19 protein-coding genes are annotated in these 20,043 nt (G+C 71.8%); 12 read left to right on the forward strand and 7 right to left on the reverse strand.

All coding sequences use genetic code 11. The features are described 5' to 3' along the window. The first annotated feature begins 160 nt into the window (after positions 1-160). Positions 161-886, forward strand: a complete 726-nt coding sequence (locus KI385_RS35805) for a class I SAM-dependent methyltransferase (RefSeq protein WP_238576194.1) — start codon at positions 161-163, stop codon at positions 884-886. 164 nt (positions 887-1,050) lie between these two features. Here the strand turns inward: KI385_RS35805 and KI385_RS35810 are convergent, their stop codons facing one another. Then, entirely contained in the window at positions 1,051-1,995 is a 945-nt protein-coding gene (locus tag KI385_RS35810; RefSeq protein WP_238576195.1) for a class I SAM-dependent methyltransferase, read from the reverse strand. Between the two features lie 199 nt (positions 1,996-2,194). Here KI385_RS35810 and KI385_RS35815 point away from each other — a divergent pair, with 199 nt between their 5' ends. Continuing rightward, a complete protein-coding gene (locus KI385_RS35815; RefSeq protein ID WP_238576196.1) occupies positions 2,195-3,253 on the forward strand; it encodes a hypothetical protein in 1,059 nt (352 codons plus the stop codon). 27 nt (positions 3,254-3,280) lie between these two features. On the opposite strand, the gene KI385_RS35820 is transcribed toward KI385_RS35815, so the two are convergent. Together KI385_RS35820 and KI385_RS35825 are read right to left on the reverse strand one after the other, a co-directional pair. Beyond that, complete coding sequence (locus tag KI385_RS35820) at positions 3,281-4,156, reverse strand: serine hydrolase (protein WP_238576197.1); 876 nt, start codon at positions 4,154-4,156, stop codon at positions 3,281-3,283. A 230-nt stretch (positions 4,157-4,386) separates the two neighbouring features. Next, entirely contained in the window at positions 4,387-5,271 is an 885-nt protein-coding gene (locus KI385_RS35825; RefSeq protein ID WP_238576198.1) for a PucR family transcriptional regulator, read from the reverse strand. 357 nt (positions 5,272-5,628) lie between these two features. Here KI385_RS35825 and KI385_RS35830 point away from each other — a divergent pair, with 357 nt between their 5' ends. From KI385_RS35830 to KI385_RS35850, 5 genes are all read left to right on the forward strand, one after another. Next, the gene (locus KI385_RS35830; RefSeq protein WP_238577997.1) at positions 5,629-6,462 is read left to right on the forward strand and encodes a M55 family metallopeptidase; all 834 of its coding nucleotides are present in this window, start codon (positions 5,629-5,631) and stop codon (positions 6,460-6,462) included. Beyond that, on the forward strand, positions 6,455-7,795 hold the full coding sequence (locus KI385_RS35835; RefSeq protein ID WP_238576199.1) for a M20/M25/M40 family metallo-hydrolase: 1,341 nt from the start codon (positions 6,455-6,457) through the stop codon (positions 7,793-7,795). The genes KI385_RS35830 and KI385_RS35835 overlap by 8 nt, the downstream gene beginning before the upstream one ends. A gap of 44 nt (positions 7,796-7,839) precedes the next feature. Next, complete coding sequence (locus KI385_RS35840) at positions 7,840-9,903, forward strand: S9 family peptidase (protein WP_238576200.1); 2,064 nt, start codon at positions 7,840-7,842, stop codon at positions 9,901-9,903. Positions 9,904-9,940: 37 nt separating this feature from the next. Beyond that, positions 9,941-10,873 (forward strand): S66 peptidase family protein, encoded by a 933-nt coding sequence (locus KI385_RS35845; protein ID WP_238576201.1) that lies wholly within the window; start codon positions 9,941-9,943, stop codon positions 10,871-10,873. Positions 10,874-11,018: 145 nt separating this feature from the next. After that, positions 11,019-12,842 (forward strand): CocE/NonD family hydrolase, encoded by a 1,824-nt coding sequence (locus tag KI385_RS35850; protein ID WP_238577998.1) that lies wholly within the window; start codon positions 11,019-11,021, stop codon positions 12,840-12,842. 116 nt (positions 12,843-12,958) lie between these two features. Here the strand turns inward: KI385_RS35850 and KI385_RS35855 are convergent, their stop codons facing one another. From KI385_RS35855 to KI385_RS35865, 3 genes are all read right to left on the reverse strand, one after another. Continuing rightward, a complete protein-coding gene (locus KI385_RS35855) occupies positions 12,959-13,153 on the reverse strand; it encodes a ferredoxin (protein ID WP_238576202.1) in 195 nt (64 codons plus the stop codon). Between the two features lie 35 nt (positions 13,154-13,188). After that, positions 13,189-14,376 (reverse strand): cytochrome P450, encoded by a 1,188-nt coding sequence (locus KI385_RS35860; RefSeq protein ID WP_238576203.1) that lies wholly within the window; start codon positions 14,374-14,376, stop codon positions 13,189-13,191. A gap of 191 nt (positions 14,377-14,567) precedes the next feature. Further along, on the reverse strand, positions 14,568-15,173 hold the full coding sequence (locus tag KI385_RS35865) for a TetR/AcrR family transcriptional regulator (protein ID WP_425357015.1): 606 nt from the start codon (positions 15,171-15,173) through the stop codon (positions 14,568-14,570). Between the two features lie 45 nt (positions 15,174-15,218). On the opposite strand from KI385_RS35865, the gene KI385_RS35870 reads away from it, so the two are divergent. Genes KI385_RS35870 through KI385_RS35885 form a run of 4 tightly spaced genes read left to right on the forward strand, consistent with a single transcriptional unit; the run spans position 15,219 to position 18,645 of the window. Continuing rightward, a complete protein-coding gene (locus tag KI385_RS35870; protein WP_238576205.1) occupies positions 15,219-16,112 on the forward strand; it encodes a DUF2867 domain-containing protein in 894 nt (297 codons plus the stop codon). A gap of 26 nt (positions 16,113-16,138) precedes the next feature. After that, the gene (locus KI385_RS35875; protein WP_238576206.1) at positions 16,139-17,620 is read left to right on the forward strand and encodes a CoA transferase; all 1,482 of its coding nucleotides are present in this window, start codon (positions 16,139-16,141) and stop codon (positions 17,618-17,620) included. A gap of 52 nt (positions 17,621-17,672) precedes the next feature. Further along, positions 17,673-18,224, forward strand: a complete 552-nt coding sequence (locus KI385_RS35880) for a GNAT family N-acetyltransferase (protein ID WP_238576207.1) — start codon at positions 17,673-17,675, stop codon at positions 18,222-18,224. Between the two features lie 13 nt (positions 18,225-18,237). Then, positions 18,238-18,645 carry a glyoxalase superfamily protein gene (locus KI385_RS35885; protein WP_238576208.1) on the forward strand — a complete coding sequence of 136 codons (408 nt, stop codon included), beginning with the start codon at positions 18,238-18,240 and terminating at the stop codon, positions 18,643-18,645. Here KI385_RS35885 and KI385_RS35890 read toward each other — a convergent pair. Continuing rightward, positions 18,617-18,961, reverse strand: a complete 345-nt coding sequence (locus KI385_RS35890) for a DUF6204 family protein (RefSeq protein ID WP_238576209.1) — start codon at positions 18,959-18,961, stop codon at positions 18,617-18,619. The genes KI385_RS35885 and KI385_RS35890 overlap by 29 nt on opposite strands. 110 nt (positions 18,962-19,071) lie before the next feature. On the opposite strand from KI385_RS35890, the gene KI385_RS35895 reads away from it, so the two are divergent. Next, complete coding sequence (locus tag KI385_RS35895; RefSeq protein WP_238576210.1) at positions 19,072-19,977, forward strand: arginase family protein; 906 nt, start codon at positions 19,072-19,074, stop codon at positions 19,975-19,977. The last annotated feature ends 66 nt before the right edge of the window (positions 19,978-20,043 follow it).

A 20,043-nucleotide genomic window follows, 5' to 3' on the forward strand; every position in this document is an offset into this window, starting at 1 on the left:
GGCTGGCACGGGAGTGGGGGACCAGCCGTACGCCCACCGGCAAGACCGTGTGGTTCGAGCAGTCGCTGCCGAACGCCTCGCGCCCCCGGCCCTCGAACACCGGGTGAAAGCGCCGTCACCACTCTTGCGGGCCGATCACCGCGGGCATAGCAATGGGGCCATGACCGCCGCGAGCCACACTCCGCAGGCATGGGAAGCCTTCTGGCGCGATGCGCCGGCCGGCGAGGGCCAGGTCTTCTGGGACGCCGATCCGTCCGTGACCGCGCAGCTCCATCTGCCGCTCTTCCGGGAGCACTTCGACGCCGGACTGCCGCTCGTGGACCTGGGCTGCGGCAACGGAACCCAGACCCGTTACCTGGCGGGCCACTACGCGCGCACCCTCGGCATCGACCTCTCCACGGCGGCGATCGACCGTGCACGGTCCGACGACGTACGGTCCGTGGCCGTATTCCGACCGGTGGACGCCACCGACGAGAAGGCGGCCGCTGCGCTGCACGGCGAACTGGGCGACGTCAATATCTATCTGCGGGGAGTGCTGCACCAGTGCACGCCCGAGGACCGCGCGCGGATCGTGGCGAACAGCGCCGCGCTCCTCGGCGCCCGCGGCCGGCTCTTCGCCGTCGAGCCGGCCGAGTCGTCCCGGGAGATCCTGCTGTCGCTTGCACAGCGCCCCGACGGACCGCCCGCGAAGCTGCCGGCGGTCCTCTCGCACGGCATCTCGCCCGGCGAAATGGCCGACTCCGTGGTTCCCGAACTGCTGACGACCCACGGTCTGGAGGCCGCCGCGGCGGGGCAGCTGCCGTTGGCGACCACGGAGTACGGGGTGGACGGCAGCCGGATCGAGCTGCCGACGAACTGGGTGGTGGCCGGTCGCGCGGGTGGTTGAGGGCATGCGTAGGCGCTATGTCGTGCGTAGGTGACGAAGCGTCAAGAAGTCGCAGCGATGGGCGGACTGCCCGAGCCCCCATGGGCAGCGGACGGTGCAGACCGCGTTCGGGAAGGTGCGGCTGAGCGCGTGGACGCGTTTCTCGCCGGGGTCCCGCAGAACCGTCAGGGCTGACCGGGCACGGGGGCGACGGCGGGGGCCGCGGCGAAGCGCAGGCGGGTGATGAGCGGGCGGTCCCTGCGAAGCAGGGGCAGGGCGGCGGCGCGAGGCGCGAGATAGCCGAGGAAGCCGCGGCCCGCGGGGAGCGGGACGTCGGCCACATCGGTGACGGCCGGATGGACCGAGCGCAGCTGGGCCCGGTCGGCAGCGTCCATGCCCCAGGGCATCGGGGGCAGGCAATGGCCGCCGGGCCCCTTGGCGCCGGCGCGGGTGCGGGCGCTGAAGCGTCGCGACACGGTGTCGAACACCATCGTGCCGCCGGGGAACGCGCCGGCGCAGGTGGCGATCAGATGGGTCACCTGCGCGGGCTGCAGATACATCATCAGGCCCTGGGCGGTCACCAGGACGCCGCGCGAGCCGTCGATGCCCGTCATCCATTGGCTGTCGCGGGCGTCGCAGGCCACCAGCCGTTGCCGCGTGCCGTGCGGCAGTACGCGCCGGCGCAGCGCCAACGGGTCGGTCAGATCGACGGTGACCCACTGGGCCCGGCCGTTGTCCACCCGCCAGAACTGCGTCTCCAGTCCCTCGCCGAGAGCGATCACGGTGCCGTCCGGGTGGGCGGCGAGGAATTCGCGCACCACGCCGTCGAAGCCGAGGGCGCGCAGCGCAATGGCCTGCGCCACCCAGGGGCGGGCGGCGCCCAGCCGTTCCCGGAAGGGGAAGTCCACCTCCGCGACCAGCTGTACGGCGCGTGGATCGGGCAGCACGGTGTCGGGGCGGGCGGCCTCGGTGGCGCGGTGATAGAGCGTCCACAACGCCGTTTGGGGAACTCCCTTGAGGTCTGCCTTGACGCGGCCTGCCACCGAGTTCCTCCCGGAGAGTGGTGTGGGGCGGCGGGCCGGCGGCGATGATGCTGCCTTCTGGCTCGCCGGATGTGCTTCCTCGATCATGCGGCGTTGATACCGCTGGTCGCGTCACCCGCGAGGGCGATCGGGGCGCCGGTCACCCTGGGGAGTGCATAGTCGTACCGCAGACATCGGGGCGGCGCGCCCCCGCCGACGGGCCAACCCGGCGTGGCGCGTAGGGTTTTGCGCCGCGGAACCATGGGGGAACGGGGGAGTTGTGGCAGCAGCGGGCTGGCGGAAGTGTGTGCCGAGCCGTGAGGTGGCGGCCGTCATCGCGGTGGTCCTGGTGGTGCTCGTGGGCGGTGGGTACGTCTCGAAGCCGCTGTGGCAGCCGTGGTGGTACGCGGGGACCATCTGCGACGGACTGCTGTCGGCGGACGACCTGGCCGACGTACTCCCCGACAAGCAACTACAGGCCGGCAAGGAGGAGGCGGATCTCGCCCACGGCCGGCTGAAGTGCGGGGTGGACACGGACGACGGTCACTTCTCGCTGGCCGTGGACGTCGAGTCCGACCCCGACGAGGTGGATCGCGAGCTCACCGGCGAATTCACCATTCCCACCCGGCCGCGGTTCGTCTTTCCGTCGGGGATCCCCGGCTTCCAGAGCGACCTGGGGCACTACATCGTTCAGGACTGCCCGGATCTGCGACGGGACTCCTCCGGGCGCAAGCGGCGGCTGGTCACACGGGTGATCGGCGCCTGGGACGAGAAGAACGGCACGCCCGCCACCTTGCGGGTCGCGGTCTCCCTCGCCAACGGCGTGTCCCGGAAGCTGGGTTGCGGGGCGCCGGAGCTGCCGCTGCCGAAGCGGGCCGTGGTCGAGGAGAAGGCGGTGGCGCCGGCGGCGGGCGGCGCCAACTGCGGCTGGCTGGGCCGGGTGCGGCTGCCGAAGAACCCGTCCGGCAAGCCGTGGCGGGTCGTGTCCACCGAGGCCCGTACGCCGATCACCAGCTGCCAGCTGGTGGACGCCGCGAGCGGGCAGCCGTACGCCGACTTCAGCGGCTGGTACGGGAACTGGACCGACAAGTCCTTCGCGACGCTGATCGGCGCCAATGTCGCTCTTCCAGGCGATTTCGAGGGAACAGGTCCCTTGATGAGCGAGCACTTCGGGACCGCGGCGGCCCACTGCGACGGAGAGTCCGCGCACTACGAGGCGAGCGCATATCCGGTCGATCAGGCCCGGAGCCTGCCGGCACGCGAACTGCGGCCGCTGCTGGTCGCGTTCGCCCGTGACCAGGCGGAGCGGCGGGGCTGCACCCGTCTGCAGTTGCCGGGGAAGCGGATCTATCCCAACCGGAGGTAGGGCGGTGCGGACGCCGCGGCGCCGGACTCAGCGCGTCAGGTCGCGGTGGATGACGCGGGCGGCTGCCTCGATGGTGGCCACGCCGTAGTCCATGGTGTGGTTTCCGGTGGAGAGGACGGCCATGCCGTAGTCGTGGCCGCCGCCGGTGAAGGTGCCGACGCTGTTCACCCGCCAGCCGTCGGTCTTGCGGGGCAGCCAGCCGTTCTTGACGTGCACGGTCGCCGTGGCGGGCGCGCCGGCGGGAACTCCCCAGCGCTGGTCGGCGGCGACCCGGTGCATCAGGTCGAGCGCGTAGCCGCGGGAGGCCGGGGTGAGCACCGCGTTGTCGGTCGTCAGCAGCTGCATCAGCGTGAGCTGGTCGCCGGCGGTGACCTGGGTGAGGCCCCAGGCGCCGCCCCGCCCCGGGACGGTGTGCCGCATGGCGGCGAGGTTGAGGAAGCGCTTGACGCCGGCGGGGCCTATCTGGTGCCACAGCGCGTTGGTCGAGGCGTTGTCCGACTTGGTGATCATTGCGGTGGTCAGCTTGACCTCGCGGGGCGTCAGCTTGCGATGCGCCTCCTCGGTCTGGCGGAGCAGGGCCCCGAGCACGGTGACCTTCACCACACTCGCCGAGTCGAAGTGCGTACCGGCCTTGAACTCGCAGTGGGTCCGGGTGCGCCGGTCGTAGATCGCCAGCGCCGACGCGCCCTGACGCCCGTGGAGGGCGTCGGCGATGTCCTGGGACAGCGCGGGGGCCAGGCCCGGCTTCTTCGACGTGCATACGACCTTGGAGTCGCCCACCGGGGTGCTGGCGGTACTGGCCGCGGCCGAGGTCGCCGTGGTGAGCACCGTGAGCAGCGATCCGGCGGCCACGAGCGCGGCCAGCCCGCGGCGCGTGCAGGTCGATATGCGTGATCCGTGCATGAAGGTGGTGTCCTGTCCCGCTGTGTACCGGAGGTCCCGCCCCTGGGCGGTCGGCCTCGTGCGACCGGCGGTGAGCCGGTCCTGGCAGCCGTGTGCCGGGTTGCGTCCCCGTTCATGGGTCACGGAGACGATACGGCGCCGGGGTGTGGACACCTTAGAGAAATGAGGTGGAATGTCCGTATTTGGGAGGTCGGCTTGGGTGTGACATTCGCCAAATGCGGGGGGTGTCTCTAGAGGCGCGGCACGGGCCTGCGGAGCCTGGTGGCGGCCCGCGGGCGGCGGCCGACGGCCGCCCGGCGTCGGCGGGCGCCCGCCATCAGCTGGCGACTGCGGAGTGCCATCTCGATCTCGAACCGGGCTCGCGGGTCACGGAGCCGTGCGCCGAACAGCTTCTCCAGCTGGCGCATCCGGTAACGCACCGTCTGCGGATGAATACTGAGCGCCTTGGCCACCTCTGGGGCCCCCATCCCGCCCAGCCAGGCCAGCAGGGTGGCTTCCAGGCGCTCGCACCGCTCCGGTGTCAGCCCCGCGAGCGGGCGAAGGCGGCGGGCGATGAGGGTGTGGGCCAGCGACTCGTCCTGGAGGAGAAGAAGGGCGGAGAGGTGGTCGTCGACGAAGACCACCCCGGCGTCGGGGCCGTCGTGCGGTGAGGTGAGGTCGAGCAGCCGGGACGCGGAGCGTATGGAGGCCGCGGCGTCCTGCGCCGGCACCGCATGGCCGACCGCCGCGGCGCGATGGCGCAGCACGCCCTTCAGCTTGGCGCGGCCGTCCCTGCCCTCGGCGAGCGCGCCGGGGATCAGCAGGCCCGGTGCCTCGCCCGGTGCGCTGACGAGGCAGTCGCCCAGTGCGGACGCCACGAGGTGGATGTCGGTGGCGGTCCGCAGCATGACCGCCCGCACCGTGTCGGGCAGCGGGTGGCCGGTGCGCAAGACCTCCTCGATCAGCTGGGTGACCTGCGTGCGGCCGCCGTGCTCAAGGATTTTCCGGAAGCCTGGATTGCGATCGCAAAGCGATTGTGCGATCAGTTCGGTCAGCCGGGAGAGTTGGTCGCTCTTGATGTCGGCCCGCGTGGCACCGGACTGCGGTAACCGGGGGCCGTTGAGTGCTTCGCTCACAGTTCTGCCTCTGCTTCATCACGTGGGAAGCTGGTCCGGCATGTTCTACCCCATGGGGCAAGTGCCTTTGGCAGCTGACAGAAGTCCTCCGAAAGACCGTCGCATTACCGTCGGAAGTCGTTCCGCTTTGCGGCAGAAACTGTGTGAGTTACGGCGCCACACGAGCGTTCGGAGGCTCCCCGTCGTGCCGGTCGGGGTGTTGCGGTCAACCGGGCGGTCCTGGAAGGTGCTGGACGGGGCGTCACACCGGAGGCCCTGGTTAGGGTGGGGAAGCCGTTCGGCGCCTCGAAACCGTTGTGAACGAGTGATGTCAGGAATCGTGCGTACCGCCTCCTAGCTGCGATAGGACTGGTGAATGTGAAGATCCTCATCTCCGCGGACATGGAGGGCGCCACCGGCGTGACCTGGCCCGCCGACGTGCTGCCCGGCACGCCCCAGTGGGAGCGTTGCCGCCATATGTTCACCTCCGACGTGAATGCGGCGATTGCCGGATTCTTCGACGGCGGAGCCGATGAGGTGCTCGTCAACGAGGCGCACTGGACGATGCGCAATCTGCTGCTGGAACAGCTCGACGAGCGTGCGCAGATGCTCACCGGGCGGCACAAGTCGCTGAGCATGGTCGAGGGCGTGCAGCACGGCGATGTCGACGGCATCGCCTTCGTCGGCTACCACACCGGCGCGGGCACCGAAGGCGTCCTCGCGCACACATACCTCGCCAACACGCTCACCGGTGTCTGGGTCGACGGCACCCGTGCGAGCGAGGGCTTCCTGAACTCCCTTGTGGTCGCCGAATACGGCGTGCCGGTGGTGCTGGTCACCGGCGACGACCGCACCTGCCAGGACGCGCTGGGGTACGCCCCGCAGGCGCCCGGTGTGGCGGTCAAGGACTATGTGTCGCGCTATGCGGCGGTCTGCCGGCCACCGGCCCGTACGGCGGCCGACATCCGGGCCGCGGCCCGCAAGGGTGCGGCGCTCGCGGTCCGTCACGAACCGGCCCGGGGCGGGCCGTTCCGGTTCGAGTTGGAGTTCGACGCCGAGCATTTGGTGGGCGCGGCGACCTGTGTGCCCGGCGTGGAGCGCAGCGGGGAGCGCCGGGTCGCGTATACCAGTCAGAACATGTACGAAGCCATCCGGTGCTTCAAGGCGGTCACCACCGTCGTGTCGTCAGCCGTGGAGGAACAATATGGCTGAGGAAGAGCACGCTTTCAGCGTGAACCAGCAGGCGCTCGACGAGGTGGTGCGCTTCACCTCCGATCTGATCCGGATCGATACCAGCAACTCCGGTGACGGCACCTGCCAGGAGCGCCCGGCCGCCGAATACGTCGCCGAGCGGCTGGCCGAGGCCGGCATCGAGCCGACGCTGCTGGAGCGCAGCAAGGGCCGGACCAATGTCGTCGCCCGGATCGAGGGCACCGACCCCGCGGCCGACGCCCTGCTGGTGCACGGCCATCTGGACGTGGTGCCCGCCGAGCCCGCCGACTGGAGCGCGCACCCCTTCTCCGGGGAGGTCCGCGACGGCGTGGTCTGGGGCCGGGGCGCCATCGACATGAAGAACATGGACGCCATGGTGCTCGCCGCGGTCCGGCTCTGGGCGCGCACCGGAGTGCGGCCGCGGCGGGACATCGTGCTGGCCTTCACGGCCGACGAGGAGGCCAGCGCCGAGGACGGCTCGGGCTTCCTGGCCGACCGGCACCCCGAGCTCTTCGAGGGCTGCACCGAAGGCATCAGCGAGTCCGGCGCGTTCACCTTCCACGCGGGCGGCGGGATGCAGCTGTACCCGATCGCGGCGGGGGAGCGCGGTACGGCCTGGCTGAAGCTGACCGCCCGCGGCCGGGCGGGGCACGGTTCGAAGGTCAACCCCGACAACGCCGTCAGCCGGCTGGCCGGCGCCGTGGCCCGGATCGGCGCGCACGAATGGCCGGTCCGGCTCACCCCGACCGTACGGGCCGCGCTCCGCGAACTCGCCGCGCTGCACGCCATCGAGGTCGATGTCGCCTCGCCCCACTTCGACGTCGACGCGCTGCTCGGCAAGCTCGGCCCGTCCGCGAAGCTGGTCGAACCGACGGTCCGCAACAGCGCCAACCCGACGATGCTGACGGCCGGTTACAAGGTCAATGTGATCCCCGGGTCCGCCGTCGCCTATGTGGACGGCCGGGTGGTGCCCGGCGGCGAGGCGGAGTTCCGTACGACCATGGACGAGCTCACCGGGCCGGAGGTGAGCTGGGACTACCACCACCGCGAGGTCGCGCTGCAGGCCCCGGTCGACTCCCCGACGTACGCCGCGATGCGGGCCGCGATCGAGCGCTTCGACCCGGACGGCCATGTCGTCCCGTACTGCATGTCCGGCGGCACGGACGCCAAACAGTTCTCCCGGCTGGGCATCACCGGCTATGGCTTCTCGCCGCTCAAGCTTCCCGAGGGCTTCGACTACCAGGCGCTCTTCCACGGGGTGGACGAGTGCGTACCGGTCGAGGGTCTGCACTTCGGTGTCCGGGTGCTCGATCACTTCCTGCGCGTGGCCTGAACGGCCGACACCTTGCCCGACCGGCGAACGAGAGGACCCGCCCCATGGTGACCACGGCTCCCTACGGCACTTGGCCGTCCCCGGTGGATGCCCGGATGGTCGCCGCACACGACGGCCGCCCGGCCTTCGTCGGCGTGGTCGGCGACGAGGTGTGGTGGACCGAGCCGCGGCCCGCCGAGGGCGGCCGGCGGGCACTGATCCGCCGACGGCCGGACGGCACCGAGGAGTCGGTGCTGCCCGCGCCCTGGAACGTCCGCAGCCGGGTGCTGGAGTACGGCGGCCAGCCCTGGGCCGGCACGGTCACCGAGCGCGGGCCGCTGGTGGTCTTCAGCAACTTCGCCGACCAGCGCCTGTACGCCTACGCACCGGAGCACGACGAGGCCCCGTGCCCGCTCACCCCGCTCTCCGGCGTGGGTGACGGACTGCGCTGGGTCGATCCGGTGCTGCGCCCGGAGCTCGGCGAGGTCTGGTGCGTCCTGGAGGAGTTCACCGGCGACCGGCCGACGGATGTGCGGCGGGTGATCGCCGCCGTGCCGCTCGATGGCTCGGCCGCCGAACACCGCGATGCCGTACGGGAGTTGAGCGACGACCGGCACCGCTTCGTCACCGGTCCGCGGATCTCGCCGGACGGTCGGCGGGCGGCCTGGATCGCCTGGGACCACCCCCATATGCCCTGGGACGGCACGCTGGTGATGCTCGCCCGGATCACCGCCGGGGGCGTGTTCGAGGAGATCCGGCCGCTCGTCGGTGACCTCGGACCCACCACGCCGGACGGCGGCGGGAGCGGCGAGTCCGTCGCACAGATCGAGTGGGCCGCCGACGGCGCGCTGCTGTTCGTCTCGGACCTCAGCGGCTGGTGGGAGGTGCAGCGCATCGACCCCGACGGTGGGGGTCCCCCCGGTCGGGGGAAGCCGAGACCGGGGGAGGACGACGACGTGGTGGCGAGCCGCGGGCTGTGCCCCGCCAGGGAGGAAGAGTTCGGCGGCCCCCTGTGGAACATCGGCCAGCGCTGGTTCCTGCCCCTGGACAACGGCACCCTCGCGGTCATCCACGGCCGCGGCGCCACCTCCCTCGGCATCCTCGACCCGGTCAGCGGCGAACTGGTCGACTCGGCGGGCCCCTGGACCGAATGGGCGCCCCACCTCGCGGTGCACGGCAGCCGGGTGGTCGGCATCGCCGCCGGCCCGCACAGCTCGTACGAGATCGTCGAGCTGGACACCTGCACCGGACGCTCCCGGGTGATCGCCTGCCGGCATGCCGACATCCTGGACCCGGCCTACTACCCGCGGCCGCAGAGCCGTACCTTCACCGGTCCCGGCGGGCGCGACGTCCACGCCCATATCCATCCGCCGCACCACCCCGACCACACCGCCCCCGAAGGCGAGCTGCCGCCCTTCGTGGTGTGGGCGCACGGTGGCCCCACCGGCCGTGCCCCGCTGGTGCTCGACCTGGAGATCGCCTACTTCACCTCCCGGGGCATCGGCGTCGCCGAGGTCAACTACGGCGGCTCGACCGGATACGGCCGCGAGTACCGCGAGCGGCTGCGCGGCCAGTGGGGCGTGGTGGACGTCGAGGACTGCGCGGCCGTCGCCCGGGCGCTGGCCGACGAGGGCAGCGCCGACCGCGCCCGGCTGGCCATCCGCGGCGGCAGCGCCGGCGGCTGGACCACCGCCGCCTCGCTGACCGCCACCGACCTCTACGCCTGCGGCACCATCAGCTACCCGATCCTGGACCTGGCCGGCTGGGCGACCGGCGAGACCCATGACTTCGAGTCACGGTATCTGGAGTCGCTGGTCGGCCCGTTCGCCGAGGTCCCCGACCGCTACCGCGAGCGCTCACCGCTGCACCGAGCGGACCGGATCACCGCACCGTTCCTGCTGCTCCAAGGCCTGGACGATGTGATCTGCCCGCCCGCGCAGTGCGAACGGTTCCTCGCCGAGGTCGCCGGCCGCGGCATACCGCACGCCTATCTGCCGTTCGCGGGCGAGGGCCACGGCTTCCGCCGGGCGGAGACCATCATGCGCGCCGTGGAGGCCGAACTCTCCCTCTACGCCCAGACCTTCGGCATCCCGCGGAGCGATGTCCCGGTGCTGGAGCTGCGCGGATGACGGCGGCGGAGCTGCGCCGGCCGCCGCGGCTGCGCGGATGACGGCGGCGGAGCTGCGCCGGCCGCCGCGGCTGCACCCCGGCGACCGGGTGGCCGTGGTCGCACCCAGCGGCCCGATCGTGGCGGAGCGGCTGGACTGTGGACTGGACGTGCTGCGCGGCTGGGACCTCGACCCGGTCGCCGCGCCCCATGTCCGCGGCACCCACGGCACATTGGGCCATCTCGCGGCGTCCGACGAGGACCGGGCCCGCGACCTCCAGAACGCGTGGTGCGATCCGTCCGTCAAGGCGGTGTTCACCGCGCGCGGTGGCTACGGTGCCCAGCGGATGGTCGACCTGCTGGACTGGTCCGCCCTCCGATCCGCGGCCGCCAAGCCGCTGATCGGCTTCAGCGATGTGACGGTGCTGCACGAGGCGTTCGCGGTGCGCGCGGGGGTGTCCACGCTGCACGGTCCGGCCGTCGCGGGCGAGGTCTTCCTCAAGGACGACGCCACCCGCGAACAGCTGCGCCGCACGCTCTTCGCGCCGGATTCCGTCCGTACGCTGACCTCGGCAACCGCCCGGCCGCTGGTGCCGGGACGGGCCCGTGGGGTCACCGTCGGCGGCTGTCTGGCCATGCTCGCGACCGAGTTGGGTACCCCGTGGGCCAGGCGCGGCGCGGCCGGCGGTCTGCTCCTGCTGGAGGATGTCGGGGAACCGCCGTACCGCATCGACCGGGCGCTCACCCAGCTGCTGCGCGCCGGCTGGCTGGACGGGGTCAACGGGATCGTCCTCGGCTCCTGGGCCCGCTGCGGGCCGTACGAGCGGGTGCGGGAGGTGCTGGTGGACCGCCTGGGCGGCCTCGGGGTGCCGGTGGCCGAGGAGTTCGGCTTCGGGCACGGTGACTCTGCGCTGACGCTGCCGCTGGGCGTCCCCGCCGAGCTGGACGCGACGGCCGGCACGCTGAGCTTTGCGCATCCGGCACTGGTGTGAACCGGGGCCGCGGCGGGCCTGAACTGACGTCCTAACTGCGAAACGCGTCAGGGACGTTGACTTGTCCGTTACTCGTGTCACAGCATGATCGCGCCGTTACCGACTGGTTGGTACGACGTGTTTTGTGGAGGTCTACGTGCCCAGCGTGTCCCGAGCCGTGTCCCGCCCAGCACTCCGCAGGTCCCTCGCCCTGCTGACCGGCACCGCCCTCGCCGCGCCCCTCGTTCTGACCGCCCCGGCCGCCCCCGCCGCGGCCGCCACCGACCCGTACACCGTCACCGCACTGAAGGTCACCGTCCGGGCCGGCGAGCGCCGTTGCACCCTGGATGCGGACGTCTACCGCCCGGCCGGTGTCGACGCCGCGCACCCGGCGCCCGCCGTGCTGACCACCAACGGCTTCGGCGGCAGCAAGGCGGACGGCGCGACCGACGCCCTCGCCAAGGCCTTCGCCGCCCGCGGCTATGTGGCGCTGGCCTACTCCGGGCTCGGGTTCGGCAAGACCGGCTGCCCGATCTCCCTGGACGACCCCGCGATCGACGGCCGGGCGGCGAGCCGGCTGGTCGACCTGCTGGCCGGCACCCGTACGGCCGACAACGGCACCCGCCTGGACTACGTCGCCAAGGACGGTGCGAGCGATCCGCGCGTCGGCATGATCGGCGGGTCCTACGGCGGGGCGATCCAGCTGGCCACCGCCTCGGTCGACCGCCGCGTCGATGCGCTGGTCCCGCTCATCACCTGGAACGACCTCTCCTACTCCCTCGACCCCGACAACGCCGGCCGCGCGCGGGGCGCCGGCGGAGCGCTGCCCGGAGCGTACAAATGGCAGTGGACCAACGGGTTCTTCCTGATCGGTGAGGCGCAGGGGCTGGTCCACCCGAACCTGGACCCGTCGCGGACCGGCGGCGCCGGCTGTCTGCACTTCGTCGGGCGGGCCTGTGACACCAAGCGGCTGCTGGATTCCGGTAAGTACCCGGCCGAGAAGACCGAGGCCATGCTCCACTACGCGCGCAGCGTCTCCCCGGTCTCCTATCTGAAGTCGGTCAAGGCACCGACACTGCTCGTCCAGGGACAGGCCGACAGTCTGTTCAACCTGAACGAGGCCACCGCCAGCTACCGGACCCTCGCCGCCCAGGGCACCCCGACCAAAATGATCTGGCAGGCATGGGGACACAGCGGCGGGATGAAGAATCCGGCGAAGGGTGAACTCAACCTCGCCCAGGGCAACTTGGAGACCAGTTACGTGGGCCGGCGGATCCTCGCCTGGTTCGGCCGCTATCTGCACCACCGGACGGCGACCGACACCGGGCCGGCCTTCGCGTACTACCGGGACTGGGTGACCGACGGCCCCACCTACGCCACCTCGCCCACCGTCCCGGCGGGCGGCGGTCAGCGGCTGTACCTCTCCGGCGACGGCAAGCTCGTCGGCAACCGTGGCAAGGTGGCGCGCGGCAGCCGGGAGTTCCGCAATCTGCGGTTCGCCACCAGCCATTCGGAGGACTCACTGGCCGGCATGCTCGGCGTGCCGGACCCCGCGCCGTACGACGCCCGGGGCACCTACCTGGACTGGACGTCGGCGCCGGTGGCGGGCGGACCGGTGGACGTGGTGGGCGCGCCCAGGGTGACGCTGAAGGTCGCCTCGCCGGCGACCCAGCAGGTGCAGAACTCCGCGGACGCGGCCGACAGGCTGGTGCTCTTCGCCAAGCTCTACGATGTCGCGCCGGACGGCAGGAAGACGCTGGTGCACCGGTTGGTGGCCCCGGCCCGGGTGGCCGATGTGACCCGCAGGTTCACCGTGGAACTGCCGGCCATCGTGCACCGTTACGAGCCGGGGCACCGACTGCGCTTCGTCATCGCCGCGAGCGACTCCGCTTATGCGGGCAATCGCGGGGTGAGGCCGGTGACGGTCACCAGCACGCCCGAGGACACCGGTGTGCTCGAACTGCCCGTCACCCAAGGGGTGTTGCGGTAGCGGATGAGGTGGATGCCGTAGGAACAAGTAGGAGGGCGGTACGTGTCGTGCGCGCTGGGGGTGCCGGTGTCAGCCGGGGGCCGTGCGCGTCGGCCGAGTCGTCCGCGAGGTGGTGGTCAGTCGTCCGCGACCGTGATGGCCTGTACGGGGCAGGCGCGGGCGGCCTCCCGCACCAGCGGGTCGCCCGCGCCGTCCTCGCGGCCGGGCAGCAGCGCGCTGAACCCGTCGTCGTCCTGGGTGAACACCTCCGGTGCGGTCAGGGCGCACTGTCCGGCGCCGATACAGACGTCCTGGTCGATGGTGATCCGCATCCCGGACCCCTTTCGTTCGTCTGCCGTCATGGCTGCTACCAGGCCAGCGGCAATTCGATCATGCCTTGCAGAGTGTCCCCCGGTTTGAAGGGAATTTCGGCAGCCGGCACGGCGAGTCGCAGATCCGGGATCCTGGTGAACAGCGAACGCAGCGCGATCTCCATCTCCGCGCGGGCGAGGTTCTGGCCCAGGCACTGGTGAATCCCGAAGCCGAACGCCACGTGGTGACGGGCGGAACGGCCGAAGTCCAGCTCGTCCGGCGACGGGTAGGTGGCGTCGTCCCGGTTGATCAGGGACGTGGGGAACAGCACCCCGTCGTCGGCGCGGATGAGCTGTCCGCCGATCTCGATGTCCTCCGTCGCCACCCGCAGCATGCCGTCGGCGATGGACAGGAACCGCAGCAGCTCCTCGATCGCCGCCGGCATCAGGCCCTCCTCGGCCTTCAGCCGGGCGAGCTGCTCGGGGTGTTCGAGCAGGGTGAAGGTGCCGAGCGAGATCATGTTGGCGGTGGTCTCATGGCCGGCCACCAGCAGGATCATGGCGAGCCGGACCAGCTCCTCGCGTTCAAGGGCACCGGCCCGCAGCCGTTCCTCGATCAGCTCGTCCAGCAGCCCGTCGCCCGGGTTCTTCTCCTTGTGGGCGATCAGCTCGCCGAAGTAGTCCTCCAGCTCGATGCGGGCGTCCTCCGCCTCCTCGGCCGTACGGCTGCGCAGGAGACGGCGGGACCCCTCCTCGAAGAACTCGTGGTCGGCGTACGGGACGCCGAGCAGCGAGCAGATCACCATCGAGGGGACCGGCAGCGCGAACGCGGAGACCAGCTCGGCGGGCGGGCCCTGTTCCACCATCCGGTCGAGCAGTCCGTCGACGATCCGCTGGATCTCCGGCCGCAGCGCGGCGGTCCGCTTGACGCTGAAGCTGGGGATCAGCATCCGGCGCTGGGTGTTGTGCTCCGGGTCGTCCACGCCGATCAGCGGTGTTCTGACCCGGCGGAGCGCGGCGAAGCGTTCGATCGGAATCGGGAAGGCCGGGTTCTGCCGGTCGGACGAGAGCCGCTGGTCGCTCAGCAGCGCCCGGGCCTCGGTATGGCCGGTCACCGCCCATACCTTCCGGCCGTCGTAGAAGGTGACATGTGTCAGCGGCCCCGCCTCACGGAGCGGCTGGTAGCTGCTGGGCGGGTGGTAGGGACACGTACGGTCCTGGAAGTAGGAGATCGCTTCGGTCACGGAATGCCTCCCGTACGAGGGGCTCGAAGGGGCTTCGAGCGGCTCGAGTGTGAGTTGTCAACGCTGAAGCGCGCCGAGTTGGCCGTGCTGATCTCCACTTCATGCCTCGTACACCGGGCACGTCTACGCGCAGTTCGGCCAACTTAGTTCAGGTTCGGTCACTTTCGGTCCGATTCTCTCTCCTGGGGCTCTCATCCCGGGCGCACCAGCGTGTCGATCACCCCGTTCAGATAGTGGTCGCGGGCCGCACCGGCCGGCAGGCTCTGCGGGACGGCGTGCCCCAGCTGGGTGTGCCCGAGGTAGGCGGTGTACGCGAGCAGACCGCGGCGCCGCGCCTCGTCCTCGGCGAAGCCCAGCTCCGTGAAGAGCCGGGCGACATAGCCGATCCGCCGGTCGGTCACCCGGGCGAGTGCGGCGGCCACCCGCGGCTGCCCGGCGGTCGCCAGCAGGGAGACCTCCAGGGGGTCCTCGGCGGCCTGGCTCGTGGACCGCAGGAGCAGGCGGCGCAGCCGCTTCCCGGGGTCGGGCTCGGTCTCCATCTCGGTGATCACGGCCTCCGTGCCGAGCTCCTCCCAGCGCGCCAGCGCGGCCTCGATCAGCGCGTCCCGGTTGGCGAAGTGCCAGTAGAAGCTGCCCTTGGTGGTGCCCAGCCTGGCGGCCAGCGGCTCGACGGCCACCGCCGCGAGCCCGCCCTCGCCGATGGCGGCCAGGGCGGCATCGGCCCAGTCCTGGGCGGTCAGTCGTTGCCGTGCACCGCTGCCGCGGGGGCCCCTCGCTCGCTGTAGTGCCATATCCATACGGTACCGTATGGTCAAACATACGCCACCGTATGGAGGTGCCCTGTGCGTACCGTCCGAGACGTCCATGCCCGCACCGTTCCGGCCCCGGCCGAGACCGTCGGGGCCCTGCTCGACCGGCTCGGCAGCGCGAGCGATCCGCTCTTCCCGGCGCCCGCCTGGCCCCCCATGCGCTTCGACCGCCCGCTGGGCGTCGGCGCCGACGGCGGGCACGGCTTCGTCCGCTACCGCGTCGGCGCGTACGAGCCGGGCCGCCGGATCCGCTTCGACTTCACCGACGAAGGGGGCGGCTGGCACGAGGTCACCGTGCGGCCCCTGGGCCCGGACAGCTGCCGGGTGGAGCACGTACTGGAGAGCCAACTGCCGTTCGCACGGCGCCTGTTGTGGTCACTGGCGATCCGCCCCGTGCACGGCGCGGTCGTCGAGGAGCTCTTCGACAACATCGAGCGCGCCGCCACCGGGCGGGCCCTGACCCCGGTCCGCCGGAGCCCTCGCGTCCGCCTGCTCAACCGTCTGCTCTGGGACCGGCCCCGGGCCGTCGACCTCCCCGCCGCGGCCCGGCTGGCGCACGGAGCCTTCCCCCGCACCGACTTCCAGGACGCCTGGCAGATGGAGCTGCTGCCCGGCATGCCGCAGGAGCCGGAGGCCTGGGAGGGCGTGCTGCGCGGCGCGTCCTTCCCGGTCGTCGGGCGCGCGGACGGAGAGATCCTGCTCGGCAAGGACGCCCGGCATCTGGACTTCCGCGCCTCGATCCTCGTCGCGGACGGCCGGGTCACGCTCGGCACCGTCGCCCGCCTCCACAACACCGCCGGCCGGCTCTACTTCGCCGTCGTACGCCTGGTCCACCCCTTCATGGCCCGCATGATGCTGCGCCGCATCCACCGCCGGCTGGCGCTCGCCGTACCGAGCGCGGCGGAGCGGGAGGCGCACCGTGTCTGACACGGGGCGCGTGCCACACTGCCTGTATGGGGCAACTACATGGCGGCTGGCGTAACAGCGGTACGGATCTGGCCTGGGCGGCGCTCGGCGGCGACCCGGCCCTGACGGAGCGGATCGTGTACGGCGGGTCGCCCGGGCTGCTGCCGGCCAGGCTTCCGGTGCTGCCGCTGGCCCGCGCCGCCGTCGCGGTCTGCGCGCTCGCCGCGGCGGAACTGGCCGCGCAGCGCGAGGGCGGGCCGGTACCCGCCGTACGGGTCGACGACGGTGCGGTCGCCACCGCCTTCGTCAGCGAACGCCATCTGCGCATCGACGGCCGCGCCCCGTCGAGCTTCGCGCCGCTCTCCCGCTTCTGGCGCACCACCGACGGCTGGGTACGCACCCACGCCAACTACCCGCACCACCGCGCCCGGTTGCTCCATGCCCTCGGCCTTCCCCGGACGGCCGGGGTGCCCGAGGCCGCCGCCGAGCTGGCCGGCCGCCGGGCCGAGGAGATCCAGGAGACGGTCCACGAGTACGGCGGGCTGGCCGTCGCCGCCCGCACCCCCGAGGACTGGGCCGCCCACCCACAGGGCAAGGCGGTGGCCGCGCATCCGCTGCTGACCCTCGACCCCCTCGGCGACGGCGCCCCGCCCCGCCCGCTGCCCCCGCTCGCCGGCGACCCGACGCTGCCGGCCGCCGGGCTGCGGGTGCTCGACCTGACCCGGGTGATCGCCGGACCGGTCGCCACCCGCACGCTCGCCCTGCTCGGCGCGGACGTACTGCGGATCGACGCCCCCCAGCTGCCGGAGAGTCAGGACGCCCACAGCGACACCGGTTTCGGCAAGCGGTCCGCCAACCTGGACCTCGGCTCGCGCACCGGCCGCGCGACCTTCGAAGAGCTGCTGGCCCACGCCGATGTGGTGGTGACCGGCTACCGCCCGGGCGCACTCGACCGCTTCGGACTCACCCCCGAGGCGCTGGTCGCCCGCCGCCCGGGGCTGGTCGTGGCCCGGCTCTCCGCCTGGGGCGACGACGGGCCGTGGGGCGGCCGGCGCGGCTTCGACAGCCTGGTGCAGGTGGCCACCGGGATCGCCGCCCTCGAAGCGGACCCGGACTCTGCATCCGAGGACTCGAAAGAGAGCGGCGGCGCAGCGAAACGCGGCGGCACGCCCGGCGCCCTGCCGGCCCAGGCACTGGACCACGGCACCGGCTATCTGCTGGCCGCGGCGGTGCTCCGCGCGCTGACCCGGCAGACCCGCACCGGCGGCTCGTCCCTCGCCACGCTCGCCCTGGCCCGTACGGCCCGATGGCTGGTGCACGAGCTGCCCGACGGCGCCGGGCGGGACGGCCGCGGGCAGCCGGAGTCGTCCGACACCGTCGCGTACGACCCCGCGCGCCACCTCCGGGACACCGACAGCCCCATCGGCCGGATCCGCCATGCGCTCCCGCCCGTGTCCTTCGACGGCGCGCCGGCCACCTGGGCGACCCCGCCCGGCCGCTGCGGAACGGACGCGCCGGTGTGGCGCTGACCCCGCCGGAACAGGCTGGCCGACCGCCGCCCCCGCTCCGTACGATCTGCCGGTGACGATCAACGACCGCTACCTCGCACGAGGTCCACGCGTGGGCATCCGGCCCTTCACCGCCGCCGACCGGGAAGAGTTCACCACGCTGGCGCGTCAGAGCGCCCAGCTGCACCGCCCCTGGCTCTTCCCGCCGGACACCGACGCCGCGTACGACACCTATCTGCTGAAGCTGCAGGAGCCGCTGCGCGAAGGGTTCTTGATCTGCGAGCTCGCCAGCGGCCGGATCGCGGGCTACCTCACGATCAACAACATCGTGCACGGGGCCTTCCGCTGCGGCGCGATCGGCTACGGCGCCTTCGCGCACGCCGCCGGGCGCGGGCTGATGAGCGAGGGGCTGCGGCTCGTACTGCACCATGCCTTCGGAGAGCTGGGCCTGCACCGGCTGGAGGTCAACATCCAGCCGGCCAACGAGCTGTCGATCGCCCTGGTCAAGCGGGCCGGCTTCCGGCTGGAGGGGTTCTCCCCGGACTTCCTCTTCATCGACGGGGCCTGGCGCGACCACGAACGCTGGGCGATCACCAGCGAGATGGTCACCGACGGCACGGCGTGATTCGATGGCCGCCATGGACATCGTCTTCCGCCGCACCGTACCGGTCTTCCGGATCTTCGACGTGGCCAAGGCCCATGAGTTCTACGTCGATTACCTCGGCTGCACCGTCGACTGGGAGCACCGCTTCGAGCCCGGGATGCCGCTCTACACCCAGGTCTCACGCGGCGATCTGGTCCTGCATCTGTCGGAACACCACGGCGACGCGACGCCCGGCTCCACGGTCTACACGGAGCTGAGCGGCGTGCGTGAGCTGCACGCCGAGCTGGCCGGCAAGGACTACCCGTATCTGCGGCCCGGTCTGGAGCAGGACGAGATCGGGACCTGCCTCACCCTGACCGACCCGTTCGGCAACCGGCTGCGCCTCAACGAGCCGCACCCGGACGGCGCCGGCCCTACCGGCCCTGCCTGCCCTTCCGGTTGATCTTCATGGTGTCCATGTCGGTGGCCGTGGACCGCAGCTCCCGATAGCCGAGACCGGCCGCCTTCAGTGCGGTCTCCGCCTTGTCCTCGGCGAGCGCGGCCGCCATCTCCTCGCCGTCCGCCGCGTCGGAGACGATGACATAGCGGTAGGAGAAGGAGTGCAGCGCGGCGTCGTAGGCGAGTGAGCCCTCCGGGGTGAACTGCAGCTGCGCCAGGCCGTGGTCGTCCACCTCGGCGAGCAGCTTCGCCCGGGAATCGGCCGTCAGACCGTCCCACTTACCGCGGACGATCACCCGGTAGGTGTGCTGCGTTGCCATGGTCCGCAATTCCGTTCTGCTGTTCGTCGAATCTGCCGAAGTGACAGGGTATTTCGCCGGATCTTCCGGAGCCCACTCTTTTTCCCGTACGTATGTGTGACGATCACCGTATGCGCCGGACGATACTGATCGATGCCCCCTCCAACCTCGGACTGCGACCGCCCGTGCCGGGCGCCGTCCCCGGCTGCTACAAGCTCGCCGGTGCCCTGCGCGAACAGGGGCTGCTGCGGCGGCTCGGCGCGCTGGAAGGCGGAGTGGTGGTGCCGCCGCGCTACGACCTGGGGGAGTGGCAGGAGGGCGACGGTGACTTCCACGCCGCCGCCATCGCCGGCTACACCGCCAAGTTGGCGCACCGCGTCGAGGGACACGTCCGCAGTGGCGACTTCCCCGTGGTGCTGGGCGGGGACTGCAGCATTCTGCTCGGTGCGGTGCTCGCACTGCGGCGGGTGGGGCGGTACGGCGTGGCCTATCTGGACGGGCACGGCGACTTCCGGCACCCGGGCAATGTGGCGGTGTCCGGTCCGGTCGGCGCCGTGGCCGGAGAGGGCGTGGCCCAGATCACCGGGCGGGGGCCGGCCGAACTCACGGACATCGACGGGCTGCGGCCGTACATCCGTGACGAGGATGTGAGCCTGCTGGGTATCCGCGACGCGGACGAGGACCAGGAGGAGCTGACCGGGCTCGGCATCAGCCACACCCGGGTCGGCGAGATCCGGCGGCGCGGCCCGGACGCGGTGGCCCGTGAGGTGCTCGGCCACCTCCATACCCCGCCGCTGGACGGCTTCTGGATCCATCTCGACGCGGATGTCCTCGACCCGTCCGTCATGCCGGCCGTCGACAGCCCCGACCCGGACGGTCTGCTGACCGACGAACTCCGCGCGCTGCTCGGCCCGTTGGCCGCCTCGCCGCGCTGCGTCGGTATCAACGTCACCATCTACGACCCGGACCGTGACCCCGAAGGGACCGGCGCGGTGCTGCTCGCCGATCTCCTTGAGGACGTCTTTGCGCAACCCTGACCCCACCTGGCCGCAAGAAGCCCTGTTCAGACCGGCGATGACGCGGTTCCATGGTCAACAGGAGGC

It is taken from the genome of Streptomyces inhibens (assembly GCF_022221585.1).
Lineage (GTDB): Bacteria > Actinomycetota > Actinomycetes > Streptomycetales > Streptomycetaceae > Streptomyces > Streptomyces inhibens.

Coding starts and splice junctions, on each gene's coding strand:
- KI385_RS35805 (WP_238576194.1), top strand. CDS start 161: ATGACCGCCGCGAGCCACACTCCGCAGGCATGGGAAGCCTTCTGGCGC.
- KI385_RS35810 (WP_238576195.1), bottom strand. CDS start 1,995: ATGATCGAGGAAGCACATCCGGCGAGCCAGAAGGCAGCATCATCGCCG.
- KI385_RS35820 (WP_238576197.1), bottom strand. CDS start 4,156: ATGCACGGATCACGCATATCGACCTGCACGCGCCGCGGGCTGGCCGCG.
- KI385_RS35835 (WP_238576199.1), top strand. CDS start 6,455: ATGGCTGAGGAAGAGCACGCTTTCAGCGTGAACCAGCAGGCGCTCGAC.
- KI385_RS35840 (WP_238576200.1), top strand. CDS start 7,840: ATGGTGACCACGGCTCCCTACGGCACTTGGCCGTCCCCGGTGGATGCC.
- KI385_RS35845 (WP_238576201.1), top strand. CDS start 9,941: ATGACGGCGGCGGAGCTGCGCCGGCCGCCGCGGCTGCACCCCGGCGAC.
- KI385_RS35855 (WP_238576202.1), bottom strand. CDS start 13,153: ATGCGGATCACCATCGACCAGGACGTCTGTATCGGCGCCGGACAGTGC.
- KI385_RS35865 (WP_425357015.1), bottom strand. CDS start 15,173: ATGGATATGGCACTACAGCGAGCGAGGGGCCCCCGCGGCAGCGGTGCA.
- KI385_RS35875 (WP_238576206.1), top strand. CDS start 16,139: ATGGGGCAACTACATGGCGGCTGGCGTAACAGCGGTACGGATCTGGCC.
- KI385_RS35885 (WP_238576208.1), top strand. CDS start 18,238: ATGGACATCGTCTTCCGCCGCACCGTACCGGTCTTCCGGATCTTCGAC.
- KI385_RS35890 (WP_238576209.1), bottom strand. CDS start 18,961: ATGGCAACGCAGCACACCTACCGGGTGATCGTCCGCGGTAAGTGGGAC.
- KI385_RS35895 (WP_238576210.1), top strand. CDS start 19,072: ATGCGCCGGACGATACTGATCGATGCCCCCTCCAACCTCGGACTGCGA.